Source organism: Chromobacterium sp. CCUG 30098, assembly GCF_059916605.1.
This window is the reverse complement of record NZ_JAUCGS010000019.1, coordinates 13,831-33,210: the sequence shown is the minus strand read 5'-3', so window position 1 is coordinate 33,210 and position 19,380 is coordinate 13,831. Positions and strand designations below refer to the sequence as shown.

17 protein-coding genes are annotated in these 19,380 nt (G+C 65.5%); 7 read left to right on the top strand and 10 right to left on the bottom strand.

Annotation, left to right across the window (positions count from 1 at the left end; translation table 11 throughout):
- Nucleotides 1-3: 3 nt before the first annotated feature.
- From QUG03_RS22965 to QUG03_RS22935, 7 genes are all read right to left on the bottom strand, one after another.
- Entirely contained in the window at nt 4-561 is a 558-nt protein-coding gene (locus QUG03_RS22965) for a DUF1120 domain-containing protein (RefSeq protein ID WP_500821094.1), read from the bottom strand.
- Entirely contained in the window at nt 558-3,035 is a 2,478-nt protein-coding gene (locus QUG03_RS22960) for a fimbria/pilus outer membrane usher protein (protein WP_500821093.1), read from the bottom strand. The genes QUG03_RS22965 and QUG03_RS22960 overlap by 4 nt, the downstream gene beginning before the upstream one ends.
- Nucleotides 3,036-3,068: 33 nt before the next feature.
- Nucleotides 3,069-3,740: a DUF1120 domain-containing protein gene (locus QUG03_RS22955; RefSeq protein WP_500821092.1), complete on the bottom strand. Its 672-nt coding sequence runs from the start codon at nt 3,738-3,740 to the stop codon at nt 3,069-3,071.
- A 15-nt stretch (nt 3,741-3,755) separates the two neighbouring features.
- Complete coding sequence (locus QUG03_RS22950; RefSeq protein ID WP_500821091.1) at nt 3,756-4,484, bottom strand: fimbria/pilus chaperone family protein; 729 nt, start codon at nt 4,482-4,484, stop codon at nt 3,756-3,758.
- Between the two features lie 135 nt (nt 4,485-4,619).
- Complete coding sequence (locus tag QUG03_RS22945) at nt 4,620-5,351, bottom strand: DUF1120 domain-containing protein (RefSeq protein WP_500821090.1); 732 nt, start codon at nt 5,349-5,351, stop codon at nt 4,620-4,622.
- 517 nt (nt 5,352-5,868) lie between these two features.
- Nucleotides 5,869-7,263, bottom strand: a complete 1,395-nt coding sequence (locus tag QUG03_RS22940; RefSeq protein ID WP_500821089.1) for a dihydrolipoyl dehydrogenase — start codon at nt 7,261-7,263, stop codon at nt 5,869-5,871.
- Between the two features lie 148 nt (nt 7,264-7,411).
- Nucleotides 7,412-8,143, bottom strand: coding sequence for a glutathione peroxidase (locus tag QUG03_RS22935; RefSeq protein WP_500821088.1), 732 nt, complete (start codon nt 8,141-8,143; stop codon nt 7,412-7,414).
- A 183-nt stretch (nt 8,144-8,326) separates the two neighbouring features.
- On the opposite strand from QUG03_RS22935, the gene trkA reads away from it, so the two are divergent.
- The 7 genes from trkA to QUG03_RS22900 all read left to right on the top strand — a co-directional run bounded on the left by trkA (nt 8,327) and on the right by QUG03_RS22900 (nt 17,039).
- A complete protein-coding gene (trkA, locus tag QUG03_RS22930; RefSeq protein ID WP_107801804.1) occupies nt 8,327-9,700 on the top strand; it encodes a Trk system potassium transporter TrkA in 1,374 nt (457 codons plus the stop codon).
- Nucleotides 9,701-9,702: 2 nt separating this feature from the next.
- Complete coding sequence (gene gloA2 / locus QUG03_RS22925; RefSeq protein ID WP_199226016.1) at nt 9,703-10,095, top strand: SMU1112c/YaeR family gloxylase I-like metalloprotein; 393 nt, start codon at nt 9,703-9,705, stop codon at nt 10,093-10,095.
- 3 nt (nt 10,096-10,098) lie between these two features.
- On the top strand, nt 10,099-11,553 hold the full coding sequence (locus QUG03_RS22920; RefSeq protein WP_227103684.1) for a TrkH family potassium uptake protein: 1,455 nt from the start codon (nt 10,099-10,101) through the stop codon (nt 11,551-11,553).
- Nucleotides 11,554-11,633: 80 nt separating this feature from the next.
- Entirely contained in the window at nt 11,634-13,529 is a 1,896-nt protein-coding gene (locus QUG03_RS22915; protein WP_500821087.1) for a lytic transglycosylase domain-containing protein, read from the top strand.
- 203 nt (nt 13,530-13,732) lie between these two features.
- Complete coding sequence (locus QUG03_RS22910) at nt 13,733-14,680, top strand: complex I NDUFA9 subunit family protein (protein ID WP_500821086.1); 948 nt, start codon at nt 13,733-13,735, stop codon at nt 14,678-14,680.
- A 15-nt stretch (nt 14,681-14,695) separates the two neighbouring features.
- Nucleotides 14,696-15,919: a multifunctional CCA addition/repair protein gene (locus QUG03_RS22905; RefSeq protein ID WP_500821085.1), complete on the top strand. Its 1,224-nt coding sequence runs from the start codon at nt 14,696-14,698 to the stop codon at nt 15,917-15,919.
- A gap of 1 nt (nt 15,920) precedes the next feature.
- A complete protein-coding gene (locus tag QUG03_RS22900; RefSeq protein ID WP_486636988.1) occupies nt 15,921-17,039 on the top strand; it encodes a 2-methylaconitate cis-trans isomerase PrpF family protein in 1,119 nt (372 codons plus the stop codon).
- Nucleotides 17,040-17,059: 20 nt separating this feature from the next.
- On the opposite strand, the gene QUG03_RS22895 is transcribed toward QUG03_RS22900, so the two are convergent.
- The 3 genes from QUG03_RS22895 to QUG03_RS22885 all read right to left on the bottom strand — a co-directional run bounded on the left by QUG03_RS22895 (nt 17,060) and on the right by QUG03_RS22885 (nt 19,377).
- Complete coding sequence (locus QUG03_RS22895; RefSeq protein ID WP_500821083.1) at nt 17,060-17,872, bottom strand: rhomboid family intramembrane serine protease; 813 nt, start codon at nt 17,870-17,872, stop codon at nt 17,060-17,062.
- A 110-nt stretch (nt 17,873-17,982) separates the two neighbouring features.
- Nucleotides 17,983-18,543, bottom strand: a complete 561-nt coding sequence (locus QUG03_RS22890) for a hypothetical protein (RefSeq protein WP_500821082.1) — start codon at nt 18,541-18,543, stop codon at nt 17,983-17,985.
- 30 nt (nt 18,544-18,573) lie between these two features.
- Nucleotides 18,574-19,377 (bottom strand): TrmH family RNA methyltransferase, encoded by an 804-nt coding sequence (locus tag QUG03_RS22885; RefSeq protein ID WP_227103699.1) that lies wholly within the window; start codon nt 19,375-19,377, stop codon nt 18,574-18,576.
- Nucleotides 19,378-19,380: the final 3 nt, after the last annotated feature.

Here is a 19,380-nt window from a genome sequence, read left to right as displayed (position 1 = left end):
GCTTCATTCCGCGGCGGAGGCCTGCAGTTCGAACACTCCGTCCATCCGCCAGCGCTCCCGCTCGCGGGCATGCGTCGCGCTGGCCGGCAAGAGCGGCTGGACTTCCAGCTCCAAGCGCAAGGCCCGCCCCGTCCCGCCGCCGCTGTCCGGATACACCCGCACCAGTTGGCCGGGGCGTAGCGGGGCCGAGCGCAGGCGCTCGCCGCCGCTCTCCCCCTCCACGCGGAAATAGGCGTCGCGGCCATCCAGCGTCGCCGCGCGCAAGATCAGACGCGCCGCGCCCTGAGGCCCGAAGCGGAACGAGGCCGCGTCCGCCGCCGGGCCGTTGAAACGCAGGGCCAAAGCCCGGGGCCCTTCGCAAACGGCCTGCAAACTCAAGGTACGCGCCTCTAGACCGCCCCCCGGCGCGCCCCGGCCGAAGCCCTCTCGCAAGGCCGCCACGGGCAGCACGCCATAGTCCAGATTGGACGCGCTCAAGCTCAACGTGCACGGCTCTTCCTCGGCCGCCGCGCCCGCGCTCAAGGCCGCCAGCGCCATCAAAACCCATTTCCCCATGCTCATCCCTCAACTCCTCGGTCTCCGACGCCGCGCTCCGACGCGTCCGCTTCAAGCGGCGAACCCAGCGCGCAGCGCGCCCTGACGGTTTGGTACAAGGCGGAAACGTCTTCGTCCGGCAAGACATAGTCCAAGCGACAGCGCCGCCTTGGCGGAGACTCCACATACAGCCCGTTCCGCGCGGTCGCCTGATCCAGAAACACCTCGCCCCCGCTCCCGGTGAGCGTGATGAAACGCCCTTCCCCATCCACCACGCTCAGGCCGGACGCCAAGGCTTCGCCGTCCTCCGCCGCGATCTGGATCAGCAAGCGCTGGGTCTTGAGCACCGAGAACTCCGCCCGGCTGACCGAGCCATGTCCGGCGCGCACCACTTTCAAGCCGTTCGCCACGTCCGCATTGCGCGGCAGGCTAGGCGTCTGCAGTTCCACTCGGGTATCGGCGTAAGCGTTCAGATTGGCCAATACCGCATGGCCGTCGCCATCGCTCCACACCGGGCCGCTGGGCGTGCTGAACTTCACGCCGGGCAAGCCGCCCACCGACAGCACCCCGACGCTGTCGCGCAGCGGATAGGGAGAGAAGGTCAGTCCGCCCTCATGCAGCAGCGCGCCGCCGCGCAGGCTGGCGTTGTACGACTGCGCGCCGCCGCGCTGGCTCATGCCCAGGCCCAGCTGGGCGTAACGCGGAATCCAGTGCAGATTGCCGTTGAAGCCGGTGCTGTTCCGGTCCGCGTCGCGATCCACCGCCACGCCGTAATTCAAGCTGTCGCTGACGACTTCGCGGTAGCTGGTCCCCAAAGTTTGGCTTTGGCCATAGCGTTGCAGATACGCGCTCAGGCTGGCGCGCTCCAGCGGCAGATCCACGTTCAAGTAAAACTGATTGCGATGCGCGCCCGCGCCCCGACTCAAATCTCGGCCCACGTTCAAAGAGACATTGGCGCCCCACATCCGCCGCGACCAGCCGCCGTTCAAGCGCTGCGAGGCGTCGCCGCCGTGATGCGAGCGGGTCGCGCCCAGGCTGAACGCGCCCATGAGTTCATGGTGGTAGGACAAGGACAGACCGTACTGCGTCAGCGCGGCCGGCGCCTCTTGTTGACGAGCCGCGTAATCCGACAGCGTGCGGAAGTGGGCGCTCTGCCGGCTCAGGTTCAGCGCGCCGGACAGGCGCTCGCCCCAGCTCGCGCTCAAGGACGCGCTGTATTGCGCGCCGCTCCGCCCCGCCTCGCCGTCGCGGGAAGCCACCGCGCGCATGCCGGCCACAAGCCCGGGGCTCAACAAATAAGACAAGGCTCCGCCGACGGAATGAAAGCGTTCGGACCACAGGCCGCCCAGGCTGAGGTCCAGCTCCCGGCCCAGCCGCCAGCTGCGGCTGCCGGAGAACAACCACGGCGTGTCGCCGTCCTGGCCGCCAAACTGACGCATCTTGCCCGCCGCCATATTGAAGCCCTCGACGTCGCCGCCCGGGCTGGCGAAAAACGCCGCCGCCGGCACGGTGAAGGCGTGCTGGCCGCCATCGCTTTCGGTGACGGTGACATTCAGATCGAAGCCCGCCGACAGGATGGGCACATCGTTCAATTCGAAAGCGCCGGGCGGCACCAATGTGCTGTACACCAAAGCGCCGGCCTGCCTCACCTCCACCCGGGCCTCGCTCTGGGCAATGCCCCTGACCTGCGGCTGATTGCCGCGCGGCAGCAAGGCTCCTTGCGGCAGCCACTGCGCGCCGGAGAAATTCACGCCGGCAAACAGGGGGTTGTTCAGCGACAACTCGCCCACTTGCAGGATGGCCTTGCTGTCCACCAGGGTCTTCTGCGCATAGCTGTACAGATACTGGAAACGATTGCTCGCCTCGTTGCGCGCGAAGTTTTGCCGGCTGCGCACCATCCAGTCCCGCCAATTGAAGCCGATTTCCGTGAAACCTTGCAGATACTGCTGGCTCCGCCCGCCTCCGCTGCTGCGCATGGCCAACACCTCGTAATTGAACAGGCCGGCCATGCCGCCGCTGTCGTAGCCGCCCAGTGGCTCCTGCTCGCGCCGCAAGGCGCCGCTGGGCGCCAGGATGTCCACCCGCGCCAGCTCCGGCCGCAGCTTGACCACCGCCTGCGGATAAAAAGCCGTCAGCTCGCGGCAGCCCGCCTCCGCCGGCGGTTGGCCGTCCGCGGGCAGCAAGCCGGCTGCCGTCCAGAATCCCTCGTCGACGCACAGGCGGCCGCCATCGTCTATGCTCACCTCGGCGCCGCCGCGACCGGCGCCGTTGACGAATAAGGACACCCGATTCCTGCCCGGCGCAAAGCGCGCGCCCAGGCTGAAGTACTCCGCCACGCCGGGATCGATGCCGCTCGCCTTCAACACGCCCAGGTCAAACTGCACGCCCTCGCCGGGCGCGTCGCGCGCCCCGGTCTCCGCCAGCGACGCCGTCGGGAACGCCCCGGCCAGCCACAGCAATAGCGGAATGGGTCTGAGCAGCCATTCAATTGAACACTTCATCTAACAGGACCCAAGATTGGATGGATGGAGACGTCAGGGATAGAAGACCGTGACAGTGGCGTGGCCGTCCAAGCGCACCGGTTCGCGCGCGCTGAGCGCCTGCCGCCCCCTGAGCGCCGCGCCGACGCGCAGCTTGAACACGTGGGTGCCGGCCGGCTGCAGCGCCTGACGCTGCGGCGAGCCCAAGGCATAGCCGTAACGCAGGTTTAGCGGTTCGCCGCCGGCCTGCGACCAGCCTTCCTGCCGGCCGGCGCTGCGCATCAGCGTCGCCGGACGCTCGTCCGCATGAGCCTCGATCAGGCTCAGCCACCAATAGCCCAGCGCTTGCTTGCGGCTGTCCCGGCCCAGGCCCAGAGTCTGCTCCGCCTCCGCCGGCAGCGACGGCGATGCGGCCCCCGTCGTCTGAAGCCCGGCCATGGCGGCGATGCCGGCGCGGCTGTCGCCGCGGTTGTCCCGTATGCTCAAACCCACCAGCGCCGGCTGATCGCACTGCACATGCAAGCTGATCTCCCGCTCGCCCAACAGCGTCGCGCCTGGATTCAAGGCCGACCAGGGGATGAGGCCGTAATCGACCATGCCGTTATGGGAAAAGCCGGGCGTGCAGCTGGGCGGCACCACCTCGGCCGTCAGCGCGAATGGCGCGTTCGCCGCCAGCACCGGCATGGATGCGCATAGCGCGGCGGCGATTGCTTGGCGATATTTCATCACGGGCTAGGCCGCTCAGTTCAAGGCTGCGGTAAAGGAGTCCACCGCATAGCCGTAGCTGGTCGCCGGCCACAGCTTGACGTGAGTGGCGTCCAAGGGCGTCTGGCCGGCCGACGCCAGCTGCAAGCGCTCGCCGGGCAGGATATAGGCCTTGGGCAGCTCCAGCGCTTGCTTGCCGGGCTGCAACTCCACCTTGTGCGTGGACAGGCGCACCACGTAAGGACTGTCGTTTTTGACTTCCACCCGGCCGTCTTCCGTCAGGCCCCACTGCAGCTTGACCCACGGCTCCCGCTCGCGCGGCAGGCCCTTGGGACGGATCAACACCGGCAGGTTCTGATTGAAAGTCATCTGAATGCGATGCCCCATGTCGGCCGGCACTGCGGGAATGCCTTCAAAAGACGCCCGCATCAACCGCTCGGTCCGCAGCGGCTGCGGCGATTTCAACAAAAAGCGGACCAGTTGTTTCTCCCCGCCTTCCACCCGGGAAATCGGCGGCGTCGCCAGCAATAGCTGCTCCGGGTCCTCGGGCAGGTTTTCCAGCCGGACATACATCAGACTGGCGTGGGCGTCGGTATTCTTGACGTTGATCACGCCCTCGCCATCGCCTTCCTCCACCACCACCAGCGAGGTTTCCGGCACCACGCCGGCGGACCAGGCCGCCGCGGGCAGCAGGGCCAGCGCCAAGGCGCCGGCCATAGCGCCGCCGCGGACCGCGACGGCGAACACATTCAGCGCATGCAACATATGCAACTCTTTTCCATCAAGGACGGCGTTTATTCACCACGCCAAGCCGTATCAACCGGGCCGGCAAGCATGCCGCCGGCCCGTATTCAAGCGCGCTAAATCAAGACTTATTCAGCGCCGGTTCGCCTGGGTGAATCACTGGTAATAAATAGTGAAAGTACCCTTGCCGTCCAGCTTGGTGTCACCCTTCAAATTCAAGCGTTCCTTGGCATTCAACGCCGCCCCCACCACCATGGGAAACTCGTGAATGGAAGCCACAGCAGGACTAGATGACCCAATTCTCTTGATCGCGAAAGCCCCTACCCCGGCTCCGGCAAAATGCGGATCCAGCGGTGCGGCGATAGTTTCCCCCCAACTCATACCATTATTGGCCGAGAACAACAATTTTGGCTCGCTTACTTCTTCGGACTGGCTATTGGTTGCTTTCAGCTTGGTTTTATCAATAGTCATCCACCACACGCCAAGCTTGCCCACTGCTCCGTCATTTCCCAAACCCATGGTTTGGTTATTGTTGGAAGCAACAATAAGATTGGACTGAGAATGCTTGACCGGTTGCGGAATTTCGCCTCCCAGCAAGGGCTTGCTCTCCGCGCGGGCATCGGTGATGCGGATGCCCAGCGCGGTATCCTCCTGGCAGGTTACCGTCAGGCTGACATCACGATCTTCCAGCGTGTACGCGGCGCCATTTCTCAGGTTGGATACCGGGATATCGCCATAATCAATCACCGCGCCGCCGCTCAAAGCCGGCGTGCACGCGGGCGGCACCAATTTGCCGGTAATCAGCAAATCCGCGCTATTTGCCGCAGCCCATTGAGCGGCTCCGGCAAAAACCGTGGCCACCACCAAAATCATATTCTGCTTCTTCACGATTCAACCTCCAATTAGATGAAAGTTCGCAATCAAATCATTCGCATTAAACGATGTTTTCTTGCAAGACAGCCGCCTCATTCCGGCGACATCCGCTTATTGATCCGCGGCGATGTCATCTTGCTTTTTCGCAAGAACGCCTACAATAGGATTTTTCCTAAAAAAACAACAAACACACCAATTCCATTTCAATATTCACAAATATAAAACGCACAACAAGCCTCAGTCACATCACTTCAAAAAAATCAATAATTCTAAATAATTAATATATTAATATTTAGAATTGTTGAGGATTTCACTCATGGCCTTCCACTTAGAGCCGCTAACAAGCCGCGCAGCGTAGCTGAGCCAAGGCGCGCCGACGCAGGCAGCGCCAGCCGTACGACAAGGAGGCGCAACACAGGATCAGGGGTTTGGTTAGCGGGTCTTAGACAGACGCAAAAAAGCCCGCCATGGCGGGGACCATGGACGGGCGGAAAAACGGCGACATCCCGCTTGGGAATGCCGCCGGCAAGACTCAGTCTTGCGCCAGCTTGGCGGCGGCGTCGCGCAGCGCGGTGCGCAAGCCTTCTTCTATCACCGGGTGATAGAAGGGCATCTCCAGCATCTGGGTAACGGTCAGGCCTTGCTGATGGCTCCAGGCCAGCAGGTGAGCCAGGTTCTCGGCGCGCGGACCTATCATTTCCGCGCCCAGGAAGCGGCCGCTGCCGCGCTCGGCGTACACATGCAGCAGGCCCTGGTTGACGCCCATCACCCGGCTGCGGCCCTGGTCTTCAAAACTGACGGCGCCCGCCACGAAGCCATCCGCCGGCAAATCGGCGAAGCGGCTGCCCACCATCATCATCTGCGGATCGGAAAACACCACGGCGATGCTGGAGCGGCGCAGGCCGGGCTGTACCGCCGGATACTGCGCGGCATTGTCGCCGGCGGTCTTGCCTTCGTCGGCGGCCTCGTGCAAAAGCGGCAGGATGTTGTTGGCGTCACCGGCGATGAAAATCGGCGAATTCCCGCACTGCAGCGTCCGCGGATCGAACTTGGGCACGCCGCCCGCGTCCAGTTCCAGGCCGGCGTTTTCCAGCGCCAGACCGCGCACATTGGGCGCCCGGCCGGTGGCGGCCAACACGTAATCGAAACGCTCGCAGACTTCTTCGCCGTCCAGATTGACGTAGCGGATTTGCGCCTTGTCGTCGACCGGGCCCATTTCCAGCACCTTGGCGTCCGGGTCCAGATAGAACTCCCGGCCCAGCGCCCGGCTGGCGTAGTCGCGCACAGCGGGGTCCGACAGCGGGCCGACGCCGCCGCCGCGGCCGAACACGCGAACCTTGACGCCCAGGCGGGACAGCGCCTGCCCCAGTTCCAGACCGATGACGCCGGGGCCGAACACCGCCACGCTGTCCGGCAGCGTGTCCCAATCGAACACATCGTCGTTGATGATCAATCTATCGCCGAATACCTGGAACGGCGGCGGGATCAAGGGCGAGGAACCGGTGGCGATCACCACGCGGCGCGCCTGCACCAGCGTGTGCTCGTCCACTTGCAAGGTGGTGTTGTCGATGAAGCGCGCGTAGCCGCGCAGCCGGTCTTGCGGCGGAATGCTTTCCACGCCCTTGAGCACGAAGCCGACGAAACGGTCGCGCTCGCGCTTGACGCGGTCCATCACCTCGCGGCCGTCGATGCGCACGTCCCCGTCCACATGTACGCCGAAAGGCGCGCTGTGACGCAGTTCGTGCGCGGCCTCGGCGGCGGCGATCAGCAGCTTGGACGGCATGCAGCCGACGCGGGCGCAAGTGGTGCCGTAAGGACCGCCTTCAATCACCACGGCGCTGGCGCCGCGAGCCTTGGCGGCGCGGTAGGCTGCGAGGCCGGCGGTGCCGGCGCCGATCACGGCGACATCGATGTTCAAGGTATGCATTTCATTCCTTTCGGTATCGGGATACGGCACGGCACGCTGGGCATGCCGTCTCGTATCCCGGTAAAAAAAGGGCCGGACGGAGCATCCGGCCCGCAACAACTCCGGTGGCATCAGGGCCCGAGCCACCGGGGACGAACACGGTTGAGGCTTACTTGGAGAAGTACTTTTCCACTTCGTCGGCGGAGCCGATCAGCTGGCCGTTGATGAACACCTGCGGCGCGGTCATCTTGCCGGCCACGGCGCCCAGCACCTTGCCGCGCACCTTGTTATCCAGCGGCACTTCGACGAAGTCGTAGCCGTTTTCGCTCAGCACCGCCTTGGCGCGCGCGCAATGCGGGCAACCCGTCTTGGAGAACACCACCACTTGGTCCGGCTTCTTGGCGCTGGGATTGACGTAGTTCAGCAGAGTGTCGGCGTCGGACACCTTGAACGGATCGCCCGGCTCTTGCGGCTCGATGAACATCTTGTCCACCACGCCGTCCTTCACCAGCATGGAGTAGCGCCAGCTGCGCTTGCCGAAGCCCAGGTCCTGCTTATCCACCAGCATGCCCATGCCCGCGGTGAAATCGCCGTTGCCGTCCGGGATCATCACCAGGTTCTGCGCTTCCTGATCCTTGGCCCATTCGTTCATCACGAAGGTGTCGTTGACCGATACGCAGAGGATGGCGTCCACGCCGCTGGCGAAGAAGGCCGGCGCCAACTCGTTGAAGCGCGGCAGGTGGGTGGAGGAACATGTGGGGGTGAACGCGCCCGGCAGCGAGAACACCGCTACGGTTTTGCCGTCGAACAGTTCGGCGGTGCTGACATCTTTCCACTCGTTGTTGTCACGAACACGGAAAGTGACATTCGGTACGCGTTGGCCTTCACGGTTTTGCAACATGGCGAGACTCCTTGTTTGGATTGACTGACAGGTTTAATAAATCGATGGGTGCATTCTGATAGCTGAGAGCAAATTCGTCTAATTGATTGTGGCAAGGCTGCTGATTTGCTTTTTTAATCGACAAGCAAGCGGCCGCGCTAACCGTTAAAATTGCATAAACAAACCAACAATCAGGCCAACGCGGTGAAGATTCTGATTCTCGGCGGCGGACAGGTCGGCGCCAATGTGGCGGAAAACCTGCTTTCGGAAAACAACGACATCACGGTGGTGGATCAAAACGCCGCGCGGCTCAAACAGCTGCAGGACAGGCTGGACATCCGCACCGTGGCCGGCAACGCCGCCCATCCTCAGGTGCTGGCCGATGCCGGCGCGGCGGACAGCGACATGGTGCTGGCGCTGACCCGCGACGACGAAACCAATCTGGTGGCCTGCAAAATGGCCGAAGCCTGTTTCAACATCCCCACCCGCATCGCCCGCATCCGCTCCAGCGACTACCTGGAATCCGAGCACGGCGATCCGCTCGCCCACTTCGGCATCGAATCCGCCATCTGTCCGGAACAGATCGTCACCGACCACATCTATCAGTTGTTCGCCTACCCCGGCGCGCTGCAAGTGCTGGACTTCGCCGACGGCAAGCTGCAACTGGTGGTGTCCCGCGCCCACTCCGGCGGCAAGCTGCTGGGCATGCCGCTGCGCCATATACGCGAACACATGCCGGACGCGGATTGCCGCGTCTGCGCCGTCCACCGCCGGGACACGCTTTTGGTGCCGGACGGCGACACCGTGCTGGAGGAAGGCGACGAGGTCTTCTTCGTCGCCGCGCGCGAGCACGTGCAGGCCATGCTCAAGGAGCTGCGCTTCAGCGAGCGGCCCTTGCGGCGCATCATGATCGCCGGCGGCGGCAATATCGGCTACCGGCTGGCCAAACTGCTGGAGAACGATTTCAGCGTCAAAGTGATAGAAGCGCGGCCGGAACGCGCGCAATGGCTGGCGGAACGGCTGGAACACGCGCTGGTGCTGCGCGGCGAGGCCACCGACGAAGAGCTGCTGGACGCCGAGAACGTGGACGAGATGGACGTGTTCTGCGCGCTGACCAACGACGACGAGGACAACATCATGTCCACGCTGCTGGCCAAGCGCATGGGCGCGCGCCGGGTGGTGGCCCTGGTCAACCGCACCAGCTATGTGGACCTGCTGGAAGGCCACCGCATCGACATCGTGATTTCGCCTCACCTGTCCACCATAGGCTCCATCCTGGCCCATATCCGCCAGGGCGACGTGGAGGCGGTGCATCCGCTGCGCCGCGGCGCGTCGGAGGCGATGGAAGTCATCATCCACGGCGACGCGCAGCAATCGCGGCTGACCGGCCGCCGCATCGAGCAGATCGACATGCCGCACGGCAGCCACATCGTCGCGGCCATCCGCGGCGAACAGGTGCTGATGGCGCACCACGATCTGACGGTGGAAAACGGCGACCATCTGATCATCTTCCTGTCGCGCCGCCGGGTGATCCGCCAGGTGGAAAAACTCATTCAGGTCAAACTGGGCTTTCTGTGACCATGCATCTGACCGGCCTGCACCACGTGGCGATCATCGCCTCCGATTACGCCCGCTCGCGCGACTTCTACCACCGCGTCCTCGGCCTGCCCATCCTGGCCGAGCACTGGCGCGCCGAGCGCCAGTCCTGGAAGCTGGACCTGGCCGCGCCGGGCGGCGGCCAGCTGGAACTGTTCAGCTTTCCCTCGCCGCCGCCGCGCCCCACGCGGCCGGAAGCCTGCGGCCTGCGCCACCTGGCCTTCGCCTGCGCCGACCTCGCCGCCTGTCGCCAAAGCCTGCTGGCCGAGGGCGTGGCGGTGGAGGATGTCCGCGTGGACGAATACACCGGCGCGCGCTTTTTCTTCTGCGCGGATCCGGACGGCTTGCCGCTCGAGTTCTACCAGCCGCGGGACTGAGACATGCGCAAGATACTCGCCATCCTCTATGTGCTGTCCAAGCTGATCATGCTGTTCTCCTGCACCTTCCTCGCGCCGGCGCTGGTCTCCATCCTGTACCGCGACGGCGCGCTGGACACCTTCGTCACCGCCGCCGTGGCCGGCCTGGCCATCGGCCTCGCATTGTGGTCCGCCACCCGGCGCTACCAGCGCGAACTGAAGCCGCGCGACGGCTTCATCCTGGTCACCACGCTGTGGGTGGGTTTCGCCATCACCGCCTCCTTCCCCTTCATGCTGGCGCGGCCGGACATGTCCTTCAGCCACGCCTTCTTCGAGGCGATGTCCGGCCTCACCACCACCGGCTCCACCGTGATCAGCGGCCTGGACGCCCTGCCGGCCTCGCTCAACTTCTGGCGCCACTTCCTCAATTGGATGGGCGGCATGGGCATCATCGTGCTGGCGGTGGCCATCCTGCCCATCCTCGGCATCGGCGGCATGCAGCTGTACAAGGCGGAAACGCCGGGGCCGATGAAGGACAGCAAGCTGGCGCCGCGCATCACCGAAACCGCCAAGAACCTGTGGCTGGTCTACAGCGGCTGGACGCTGGCGGTGGCCCTGGCCCTGAAAGCCGCCGGCCTGAGCTGGCTGGACGCGGTGTGCCACGCCTTCGCCGCGCTGTCCCTGGGCGGCTTCTCCACCCGGGACAGCAGCGTGGGCGCATTCGACTCCCTGCCGGTGGAACTGATCCTGAGCTTCGGCATGATAGTCGGCGCGATGAACTTCGCCACCCACTTCCTGGCGCTGCGTCAGCGCTCGCTGCGCGCCTATCTGCGCGACCCGGAGGCCAAGGCCATGTTGTGGCTGCTGCTGGGCAGCATTCTGGCGATGAGCGCCTATCTGTGGGCCCACCGCGTCTACGACTTCCCCACCGCGCTGCGCCACGTCAGCTTCAATCTGATCTCCATCGCCACCGACAGCGGCTTCGCCAGCGTGGACTACGCGCGCTGGCCTATCTTCGTGCCATTGTGGATGCTCTTCCTGTCCAGCGTCACCGCCTGCTCCGGCTCCACCGGCGGCGGCATCAAGATGGTGCGCACCCTGATGTTGAGCAAGCAAAGCGTCAATGAAATGACGCGGCTGCTGCATCCGGCGGCGGTGCGCCCGGTGAAAATAGGCGGCAAAGTGGTGCCGCAAGACGTGATGCTGTCGGTAATGGGCTTCATATTTGTCTACTGCATGTGCATAGTGATACTAAGCTTCGCGCTGATCGCCAGCGGCCTGGATTTTCTCAGCGCCTTCACCGCGGTGATCGCCTCGATCAACAATGCCGGGCCCGGGCTCGGCGTGGTCGGGCCGGCGTCGAACTACGCGTCGCTGTCCGACTTCCAGATATGGACTTGCAGCCTGGCCATGCTCCTGGGCCGGCTGGAAGTGTTTACCCTGCTGATCCTGTTCACGCCGGCCTTCTGGCGCAAATAGGACGCGAAGAATTTACCCGCCGCGCGCGGGTCTGAACCAAAGCGGCGCCCCGCGCCGGATAATAAAGACGAAACCGGATCATGAACCCTATGACATTCACCGCCCCCAGCCGCATGCTCGCCCTCAGCCTGGCGCTGACGGCCGCCCTGCCCGCCTTCGCCGGCGCCGACGACGAACTGATCGCCGCCCGCGACGCCTTTCGCGGCAACAAGCAGGGCCAGTTGGCCAGCCTGGCGGGCGGCATGCCGTCCAACTACCCCTTGAAGGACTACCCGGCTTACTGGCTGGCGCTCAAGGCGCTGGACGGCGACGACGACGGCCCGGCCCAGAACTTCCTGGCCCGCGTGGACGAAGGCCTGATGCCGGAGCGCGTGCGCAACGAATGGCTGAAAAAGCTGGCCGCGCGCGAAAGCTGGAGCCGTTTCGCCGCGGAGTGGAAAAAACTGCCGCCGGAAGGCCGGGACGAAGAATCCAGCTGCTACGGTCAGCTCAACGAGCTGAATCAGGGCAAGGCGCCGACGGATCTGGACCGCTTCCTGGAAAGCCGTCCGTTGCCGGAAGGCTGCAACCGCCTGATCGCCGAGGCCGCGCGCCGCGGCGTCGTGAAGCGCGACTGGCTGTGGCAGCGCGCCCGCCTGCTCCTGGCCGGCAACTACCTGAGCCAGGCGCGCCAACTGGCCGCCAACACCGGCCTGCCGCTGGACAACGCCGCGCTCAGCAAGCCGGCCAACGCCGATCTGTCCACCCCCGGCGGCCAGGAAGCGGCGGTCTACGACATCGTGATCAAGGGCAAGGCCAATATCAGCAACGGCCTGGGCAAACTGCTCGATCACGAAAAGTCCTTGAGCAAGGAACGCGCCGGCTTCGCCTGGGGCCAACTGGCCTTGCTGTCCGCGCGCAAACAGCAGGCGGCGCAAGCGCTGCAGTGGTTCGACAAGGCCGACGCCGACCAGCTGACCTCCGAGCAATGGGAATGGTGGGCGCGCTCGGCGCTGCGCCTGGAGCAATGGACCCAGCTGGAGAAAATCATCCGCGCCATGCCCGCCACCGTCGGCGCCAAACCGGCCTGGCGCTACTGGCGCGGCCGCTCGCTGCAACAGCTGGGCCGGCAGAACGAGGCGACGCCGCTGTTCAGCCAGGCCAGCATCGGCCACAACTACTACGCGCTGTTGTCGCTGGAAGAACTGGGCAACAGCCTGTCCACCCCGGCCAGCAAAAGCGGCCCGGCCAAGGACGACATCAAGCAGATGAGCGAGGAGCCGGCGATCAAACGCGCGCTGGCGTTGCTGGAGCTGGCCGAACGCCACGTCAAGCCCGAGTTCCGCGCCGACGCGCAGCGTGAATGGCGCTGGGCGATGCGCAACCGCAGCGACATCGAACTGCTGGCCGCCGCCGAAGTGGGCCGCCGCGCCAGCTTCTACGATATGGCCATCTACAGCGCCGAACGCACCAAGGAAGAACACGATTACTCCTTGCGCTACCTGACGCCCTACCGCGACGTCACCCAGCGCTACGCCAAGCAACTGGACATCGACGACGCCTGGGTCTACGGCCTGATCCGCCAGGAAAGCCGCTTCATCACCATGGCGCGCTCCGGCGTCGGCGCTTCCGGCCTGATGCAGCTGATGCCGGCCACCGCCAAATGGGTGGCCAAGAAAATCGGCCTGGGCCAATACGCGGTCAACGACATCGAAACCAATGTGCAGCTGGGCACCTGGTATCTGCGCTACGTGCTGGACAGCCTGTCCAGCAACGAAGTGATGGCCACCGCCGCCTACAACGCCGGCCCGGGACGCGCGCGCGCCTGGCAGGCGGACCGCACGCTGGACGGCACCATCTACGCCGAAACCATCCCCTTCACCGAGACCCGCGACTACGTGCAGAAAGTGATGGCCAACGCCGCTTATTACTCCAGCACCTTCGGCCACGCCAACATCTCGCTGAAAAACCGGATGGGCGTGGTGCCGTCCCGCTGAAAGCCTGCGCCGCCCAAGGGCGGCGCGCCCTCCCACAAGTACCATAAAGAACCTGTTCAAGGGCTAGCGAGCGAGAGCGAGACAAGGCGAAAACGATAGAGAAAGCGGAATGTACATGCGATGCATGAGCATTTCGAAATCGTTTTTAACGCCGTATCGACGACGCGCAGCAGGCTTTGAACAGGCTCGAAGAAAGGGAACCCATGACTTACCAACGCATCTGCGCCATCGGCGGCAGCGGCTTCATCGGCAGCTACATCGCGGAACGGCTGACCGAACAAGACTGCCAGCTGACCATCGCCACCCGCCGGCGCGAACGCGCCAAGGCCTCGCTGCTGGTGCTGCCCGGCGCGCAGCTGGTGGAAGCGGACATCCACCGTCCGGAAGCGCTGGAACAACTGATTTCCGGCCACGACGCGGTGATCAATATGGTGGGCATCCTGCACGGCAGCGCCGCGCAGTTCGACAAAGCCCATGTGCAATTGACCGAGAAGGTGATCGCGGCCTGCCGCAGCCAGGGCGTGCGCCGGCTGATCCACATCAGCGCGCTGGGCGCCGACGAACGCGGCCCCAGCCTGTACCAGCAAAGCAAGGGCCGCGCCGAAGCGCGCGTGCGCGAAAGCGGCCTGGAATGGACCCTTTTGCGGCCGTCCGTGGTGTTCGGCCACGGCGACAGCTTCCTCAATATGTTCGCCAGCCTGCTGCGCAAAGCGCCCTTTCTGCCCCTGGCCGGCGCAAAGACGCGCTTCGCGCCGATCTGGGCCGGCGACGTCGCCCACGCGGTGGCGGCCTGCCTGTCGCGCCGCGCCGCCATCGGCCAAAGCCTGGACCTGGCCGGCCCCGGCGTTTACACGCTGGCCGAGCTGGTAAGCCTGGTGGGCCGTCATATCGGCAAACCGCGTCCGGTAATCGCGCTGCCGCAGGGCCTGGCCATGCTGCAGGCCGCATTGATGGAATGCTTGCCCGGACCGGCGCTGATCAGCCGCGACAATGTGCGCTCGCTGAGCGTGGACAATGTCAGCGACCAGCCCTTCCCCGCCGCTCTGCTGGGCTTCAGCCCCACGGCGCTGGAAGCGCTGGCGCCGGCCTTGCTGGGCACGGAGGAATTCAATCTGCAGATGTCCGCCTACCGCCGCCAGATCGCGCGCTGAACGGGAAACGGATCAATGCAATGCTATATCGTCGGCGGCGCCGTGCGCGATCGCCTGCTGAAACTGCCGGTGAAAGACCGCGACTGGGTGGTGGTGGGCGCCAGCCCGCAAGACCTGCTGGCGCTGGGCTATAAGCCGGTGGGCAAGGACTTTCCGGTGTTCCTGCACCCGGACACCCACGAGGAATACGCGCTGGCGCGCACCGAGCGCAAAACCGGCAAGGGCTACCACGGCTTCGCCGTCTACGCCGCGCCGGACGTGACGCTGGAACAGGATCTGGCCCGACGCGACCTGACCATCAACGCCATCGCCGAGGCGGCGGACGGCAGCCTGATCGACCCCTACCACGGCCAGCGCGATCTCGAGGCCGGCGTCCTGCGCCACGTCAGCCCCGCCTTCGCCGAAGACCCGGTGCGCATCCTGCGGCTGGCGCGCTTCGCCGCCCGTTTCGGCTTCGCCGTGGCCGAGGACACCATGGCGCTGATGCGGCAAATGGTGGCGGACGGCGAAGCCGACGCCCTGGTGGCTGAGCGGGTGTGGCAGGAGCTGGCCAAGGGCCTGATGGAGGAGCAGCCGTCGCGCATGTTCCTGGTCCTGCGCGCCTGCGGCGCCCTCGCCCGCGTGCTACCGGAGCTGGATGCGCTGTTCGGCGTGCCGCAGCGGGCCGACCACCACCCGGAAATCGACACCGGCGACCACGTGATGCGGGCGCTGGACTGCGCCGCCGAGCAAGGCCTGCCGCTGGCGGCGCGCTTCGCCGCGCTGACCCATGACCTGGGCAAGGCGCTGACGCCGGCGGACATGCTGCCGCGCCACATCGGCCACGAGGCCGCCGGCGAAGCCCCGCTGCTGACGCTGTGTCAGCGTTTGCGGGTGCCGGCCGACTGTCGCGATCTGGCGCGCGTCACGCTGTTGAGCCATACCAAAGTACACTGTGCTTTCGAATTGAAGCCAAGCACAATATTGAGATTGTTCAAGCAAACCGACGCCTTGCGGCGGCCGGAACGCTTCTTGCTGATGCTGGACGCCTGCCGCGCGGACGCGCGCGGACGCCTGGGCTTCCACGACCGGCCCTATCCGCAGGCGGACTACCTGTCCGCGCTGCTGGACGCGGCGCTGGCGGTGGACGCCGGCGGCATCGCCCGCCAGTGGGAAGACAAGCGCACGCTGCCGGAAGCGATAGATCGCGCCCGGACCCGCGCCATCGCCGTCCGCAAGGAGCAACTGGAGACGCACTGACATGGCCGCGATCTACCGTCTGCCGTCCACGCTGATGCGCGGCGGCACCAGCAAGGGTCTGTTCATCCGCGCCGATGCGCTGCCCGAGGACACCTCCTCCTGGGAACGCATGCTCTTGCGCGCCATCGGCAGCCCGGACCCTCATGGCAAGCAGATCGACGGCCTGGGCACCGGCCGGGCCAGCACCAGCAAGGTGATGATACTCAGCCCGTCGCGGCGCGACGATTGCGACGTCGATTGCCTGTTCGGCCACGTATCGATAGAACACGCGCTGATAGACTGGTCCGGCAACTGCGGCAACCTCAGCGCCGCGGTGCCGCTGTTCGCGGTGATGGAAAAACTGGTGGAGCCGCGCGACGGCGTGGCCTCCATCGGCATCTGGCAAGCCAATGTCGGCAAGCGCATCGTCGCCGAACTGGAAATCATGCACGGCCAGCCGGTCTGGCAAGGCGACTACCGCATCGACGGCGTCGCCTTTCCCGGCGCGCCGATCCGGCTGCGTTTCCTGGACCCGGCCGGCGGCAGCTCCGGCGAACTCTACCCCACCGGCAAGCTGGTGGACGAATTGACGCTGCCGGACGGCAGCCGGGTGGAAGCCACCCTGGTGGACGCCGGCAATCCCACGGTGTTCGTCCGCGCCCGGGACTTCGGCCTCAAGGGCGACGAAGAAATGGCGGCCTTGTCGGAGGCCGCGCGCCACCGGCTGGAATGGGCGCGGGAAATCGCCGCCGTGGTCATGGGCCTGGCGCCCGACATTTTCGCCGCCCGGCGGGAACGGCCCGGTTCGCCTCGGATCAGCCTGCTATCGGAAAGCCGGGACGAGGATTGCCAGATCAACGCCCGCATCCTGACCTCCGGCCGCTCGCTCCACCACGCCTACACCGGCACCGGCGCCATCGCGCTGGCCTGCGCCTGCGCCACCGAAGGCACGCTGCCGCAGCAAGTGGCCGGCGCGCCGGTGCGCGGCATGCCGTTGACCTTCAGCCACGCCAGCGGCAGACAAACGGTGGAAGCGGTGCTGGGCCACTCGGACGAATACGGCTGGACCATCAGCGAAGTGGTGATGACCCGCACCGCCAGGCCGCTGATGCGCGGCGAAGTCTACATCCCGCTGGACTAGCCGGCCAGCGGACCGCCGCGTCAAGGCTGCGCGGGCTCCGCGGCAGGCGCTTGACGCAGCTGCGCCGCCAACTCGCTCAGATCTTCGGACCCCAGCGCCTGGCTCGCCTGATGCGCGCCCAGCGCCGCCGCGCCAGCCAAGGCCGCGAACATCAACAGCCGCGGCAGCGGACGCAGGCGCAGCCAGCCCAGCACGCCCAAGGGCAAGCCGGCCAGGAGGCCGCCGATATGGCAGGCCTGGTCCACGCCGGACACCATGAAACCCATGCCCAGGTTCAGCAGCACCACTTGCGCCAAGGCCTTGCCCTGCGAGCCGCCCATGTCGGCGTCGCTGAGGCCGGCCACGCACAGTGCGCCGGCCAGGCCCATCAAGGCGCCGGACGCGCCGACGCTGGCCACCAGGCGGATGCTGCTCTGCATCAGCAGATTGGTCACCGGATGCGTGCCGTACCACCAGGCGCTGACCAGGCCCGCCGTCAGGCCGGTGGCGAGGTAAATCGCCAGAAAGCCGATGCCGCCGAAGCGCTTCTGCGCCAAGGGGCCGATCAGCAGCAACATATACATATTGAGCAGCAGGTGCATGGCGCCGCCGTGCACGAACATGCTGCTCAGCAGCCGCCAGCTTTCGCCGCCCAGAGTGAACGGCGCCAGATTAGCGCCCCAGCTCACCAGTTGCTCGGGATCGGGCTCAGTCCAAGAAACGCCCGAGGCGCCCATCCAGACGTAAACGATCAGATTGGCGAGCACCAGGCCGATGGTGGCCCACTGCTGCCGCAGAAAAGAAGAAAGCCCGCCTAAGCGGGATGGGGAAGAATCAAGCGCGGTCTCATTCATCTGTGCTGGTTTCCTTTGTTTCAATTTGCCGTTTAAATATCTCCGGCGCATGATAAAGCAAACCAGGCAAAATAAAAATCAAACGCTACTCAATTTTCATGCGCAAGGCTTCAAGCCCTTGCCGGGTCGCGCAACAACTCCCGCTCCGCCTGCCGCAGCATGCGCCGGCGGATCAGGCCGCTGACCGGACGAATCCGATACCAGTACGGCGCAAAACGCCAACGGGTGCCCGCATCGGGGCAATGCACGCGGGTCTGAGTCGACAGGCGCACGCCTTCGGCGACGGTTTCGCAGTGAAAGCTCAGCAACAGCCGGGCCACGCCCGGCTCATTCAAAGCCATGAAATCCTCAAGGCCGCCGATCTCGCGCAGGCCGAAGTCCGCGCGCCAAAAGGCGCCCGCCAGGCCCAGCGTCAATTCGCTATCGCCGTCGCGCGCCAGCGGCGTGAAGCTGTGCATGCCGAACGGCGGACGATTGCCGGGCAAGGCGCCGCTCAGGCGGCCGGGCAGTTCGCGCAGCGCCATGAAGCGCCGCGCCCAAGGGTCGTCCGCCGGCGCGACGCGTTGCACCGCGTCCAGCGTCGAGGCCGCATCGGCGGCCAGAATGCGGGAATGCGTCTCGACAAACTGATAATTGGGCAGAATGCGCTCCGCCAGCGCGAACCTAGTCATATATCCCCCCTTGTCCAGCGTTCTCAATGCTCAGGATGAGAAATCCGTCTCCAGCTGCCTCACCCGCTCGAACAAACACACCGTCGCCGCCATCGCCACATTCAGCGATTCGGCGTGGCCCGGCATCGGAATCCGCACCCGCGCATCGGCCAGGGCCAGCGCCTCCGCGCTGACGCCGGCGCCCTCGTTGCCGAACACGAAAGCCACCGGTCCGCGCAGGTCCTGCGCGTACAAAGAAGTCGAGCCTTCCAGATGGGTGACCAGCTTGCGGCCGTCGTAGCGTGCCAGTTCGGCGCAAAGATCGGCCTGCTCGTGGATATTGAGCACGAAGTGCGCGCCCATGCCGGCGCGCAGCACCTTGGGCGAATAGACGTCGACGCAGCCCTTGGACAACATCAGCTCGCTGACGCCAGCCGCCGCCGCGCACCGCAGAATGGTGCCCAGATTGCCCGGATCCTGGATATCCTCCAGCATCACCCGCGACGCGGCTTCCGGGCAGGGCCGCGCTTGCGGCCGCGGGCACAAGGCCAGCAATTCCCCGGCGCTGGCCAGCGCGGTGGCCTTGGCCAACACCGCTTCCGGCACCGTGACCACGACCGTCGGCGCGCTCAGGCGCCGCAACAAGGCCTGCACCTCAGGATGTGCTTGCGCCGCCTCGTTGAGATACACCCGCTCGGGAACGATGCCGGCGTCCAGACAGGACTCGGTCAGATGAATGCCCTCCAGCAACATCAACTGTTGCTTGCGGCGTTCGCGCGGGCTTTGCGCCAGGCGCGCCAATTGCTTGATTTCGTCGTTATGGGCGGAAGTGATGGTTTTGCTGATGTACGACATGTG

Coding starts and splice junctions, on each gene's coding strand:
- QUG03_RS22895 (WP_500821083.1), bottom strand. CDS start 17,872: ATGAATGAGACCGCGCTTGATTCTTCCCCATCCCGCTTAGGCGGGCTT.
- QUG03_RS22935 (WP_500821088.1), bottom strand. CDS start 8,143: ATGTTGCAAAACCGTGAAGGCCAACGCGTACCGAATGTCACTTTCCGT.
- QUG03_RS22905 (WP_500821085.1), top strand. CDS start 14,696: ATGCAATGCTATATCGTCGGCGGCGCCGTGCGCGATCGCCTGCTGAAA.
- QUG03_RS22900 (WP_486636988.1), top strand. CDS start 15,921: ATGGCCGCGATCTACCGTCTGCCGTCCACGCTGATGCGCGGCGGCACC.
- QUG03_RS22950 (WP_500821091.1), bottom strand. CDS start 4,484: ATGTTGCATGCGCTGAATGTGTTCGCCGTCGCGGTCCGCGGCGGCGCT.
- QUG03_RS22885 (WP_227103699.1), bottom strand. CDS start 19,377: ATGTCGTACATCAGCAAAACCATCACTTCCGCCCATAACGACGAAATC.
- QUG03_RS22910 (WP_500821086.1), top strand. CDS start 13,733: ATGACTTACCAACGCATCTGCGCCATCGGCGGCAGCGGCTTCATCGGC.
- gloA2 (WP_199226016.1), top strand. CDS start 9,703: ATGCATCTGACCGGCCTGCACCACGTGGCGATCATCGCCTCCGATTAC.
- QUG03_RS22915 (WP_500821087.1), top strand. CDS start 11,634: ATGAACCCTATGACATTCACCGCCCCCAGCCGCATGCTCGCCCTCAGC.
- QUG03_RS22940 (WP_500821089.1), bottom strand. CDS start 7,263: ATGCATACCTTGAACATCGATGTCGCCGTGATCGGCGCCGGCACCGCC.
- QUG03_RS22890 (WP_500821082.1), bottom strand. CDS start 18,543: ATGACTAGGTTCGCGCTGGCGGAGCGCATTCTGCCCAATTATCAGTTT.
- QUG03_RS22955 (WP_500821092.1), bottom strand. CDS start 3,740: ATGAAATATCGCCAAGCAATCGCCGCCGCGCTATGCGCATCCATGCCG.
- QUG03_RS22965 (WP_500821094.1), bottom strand. CDS start 561: ATGAGCATGGGGAAATGGGTTTTGATGGCGCTGGCGGCCTTGAGCGCG.
- QUG03_RS22960 (WP_500821093.1), bottom strand. CDS start 3,035: ATGAAGTGTTCAATTGAATGGCTGCTCAGACCCATTCCGCTATTGCTG.
- QUG03_RS22920 (WP_227103684.1), top strand. CDS start 10,099: ATGCGCAAGATACTCGCCATCCTCTATGTGCTGTCCAAGCTGATCATG.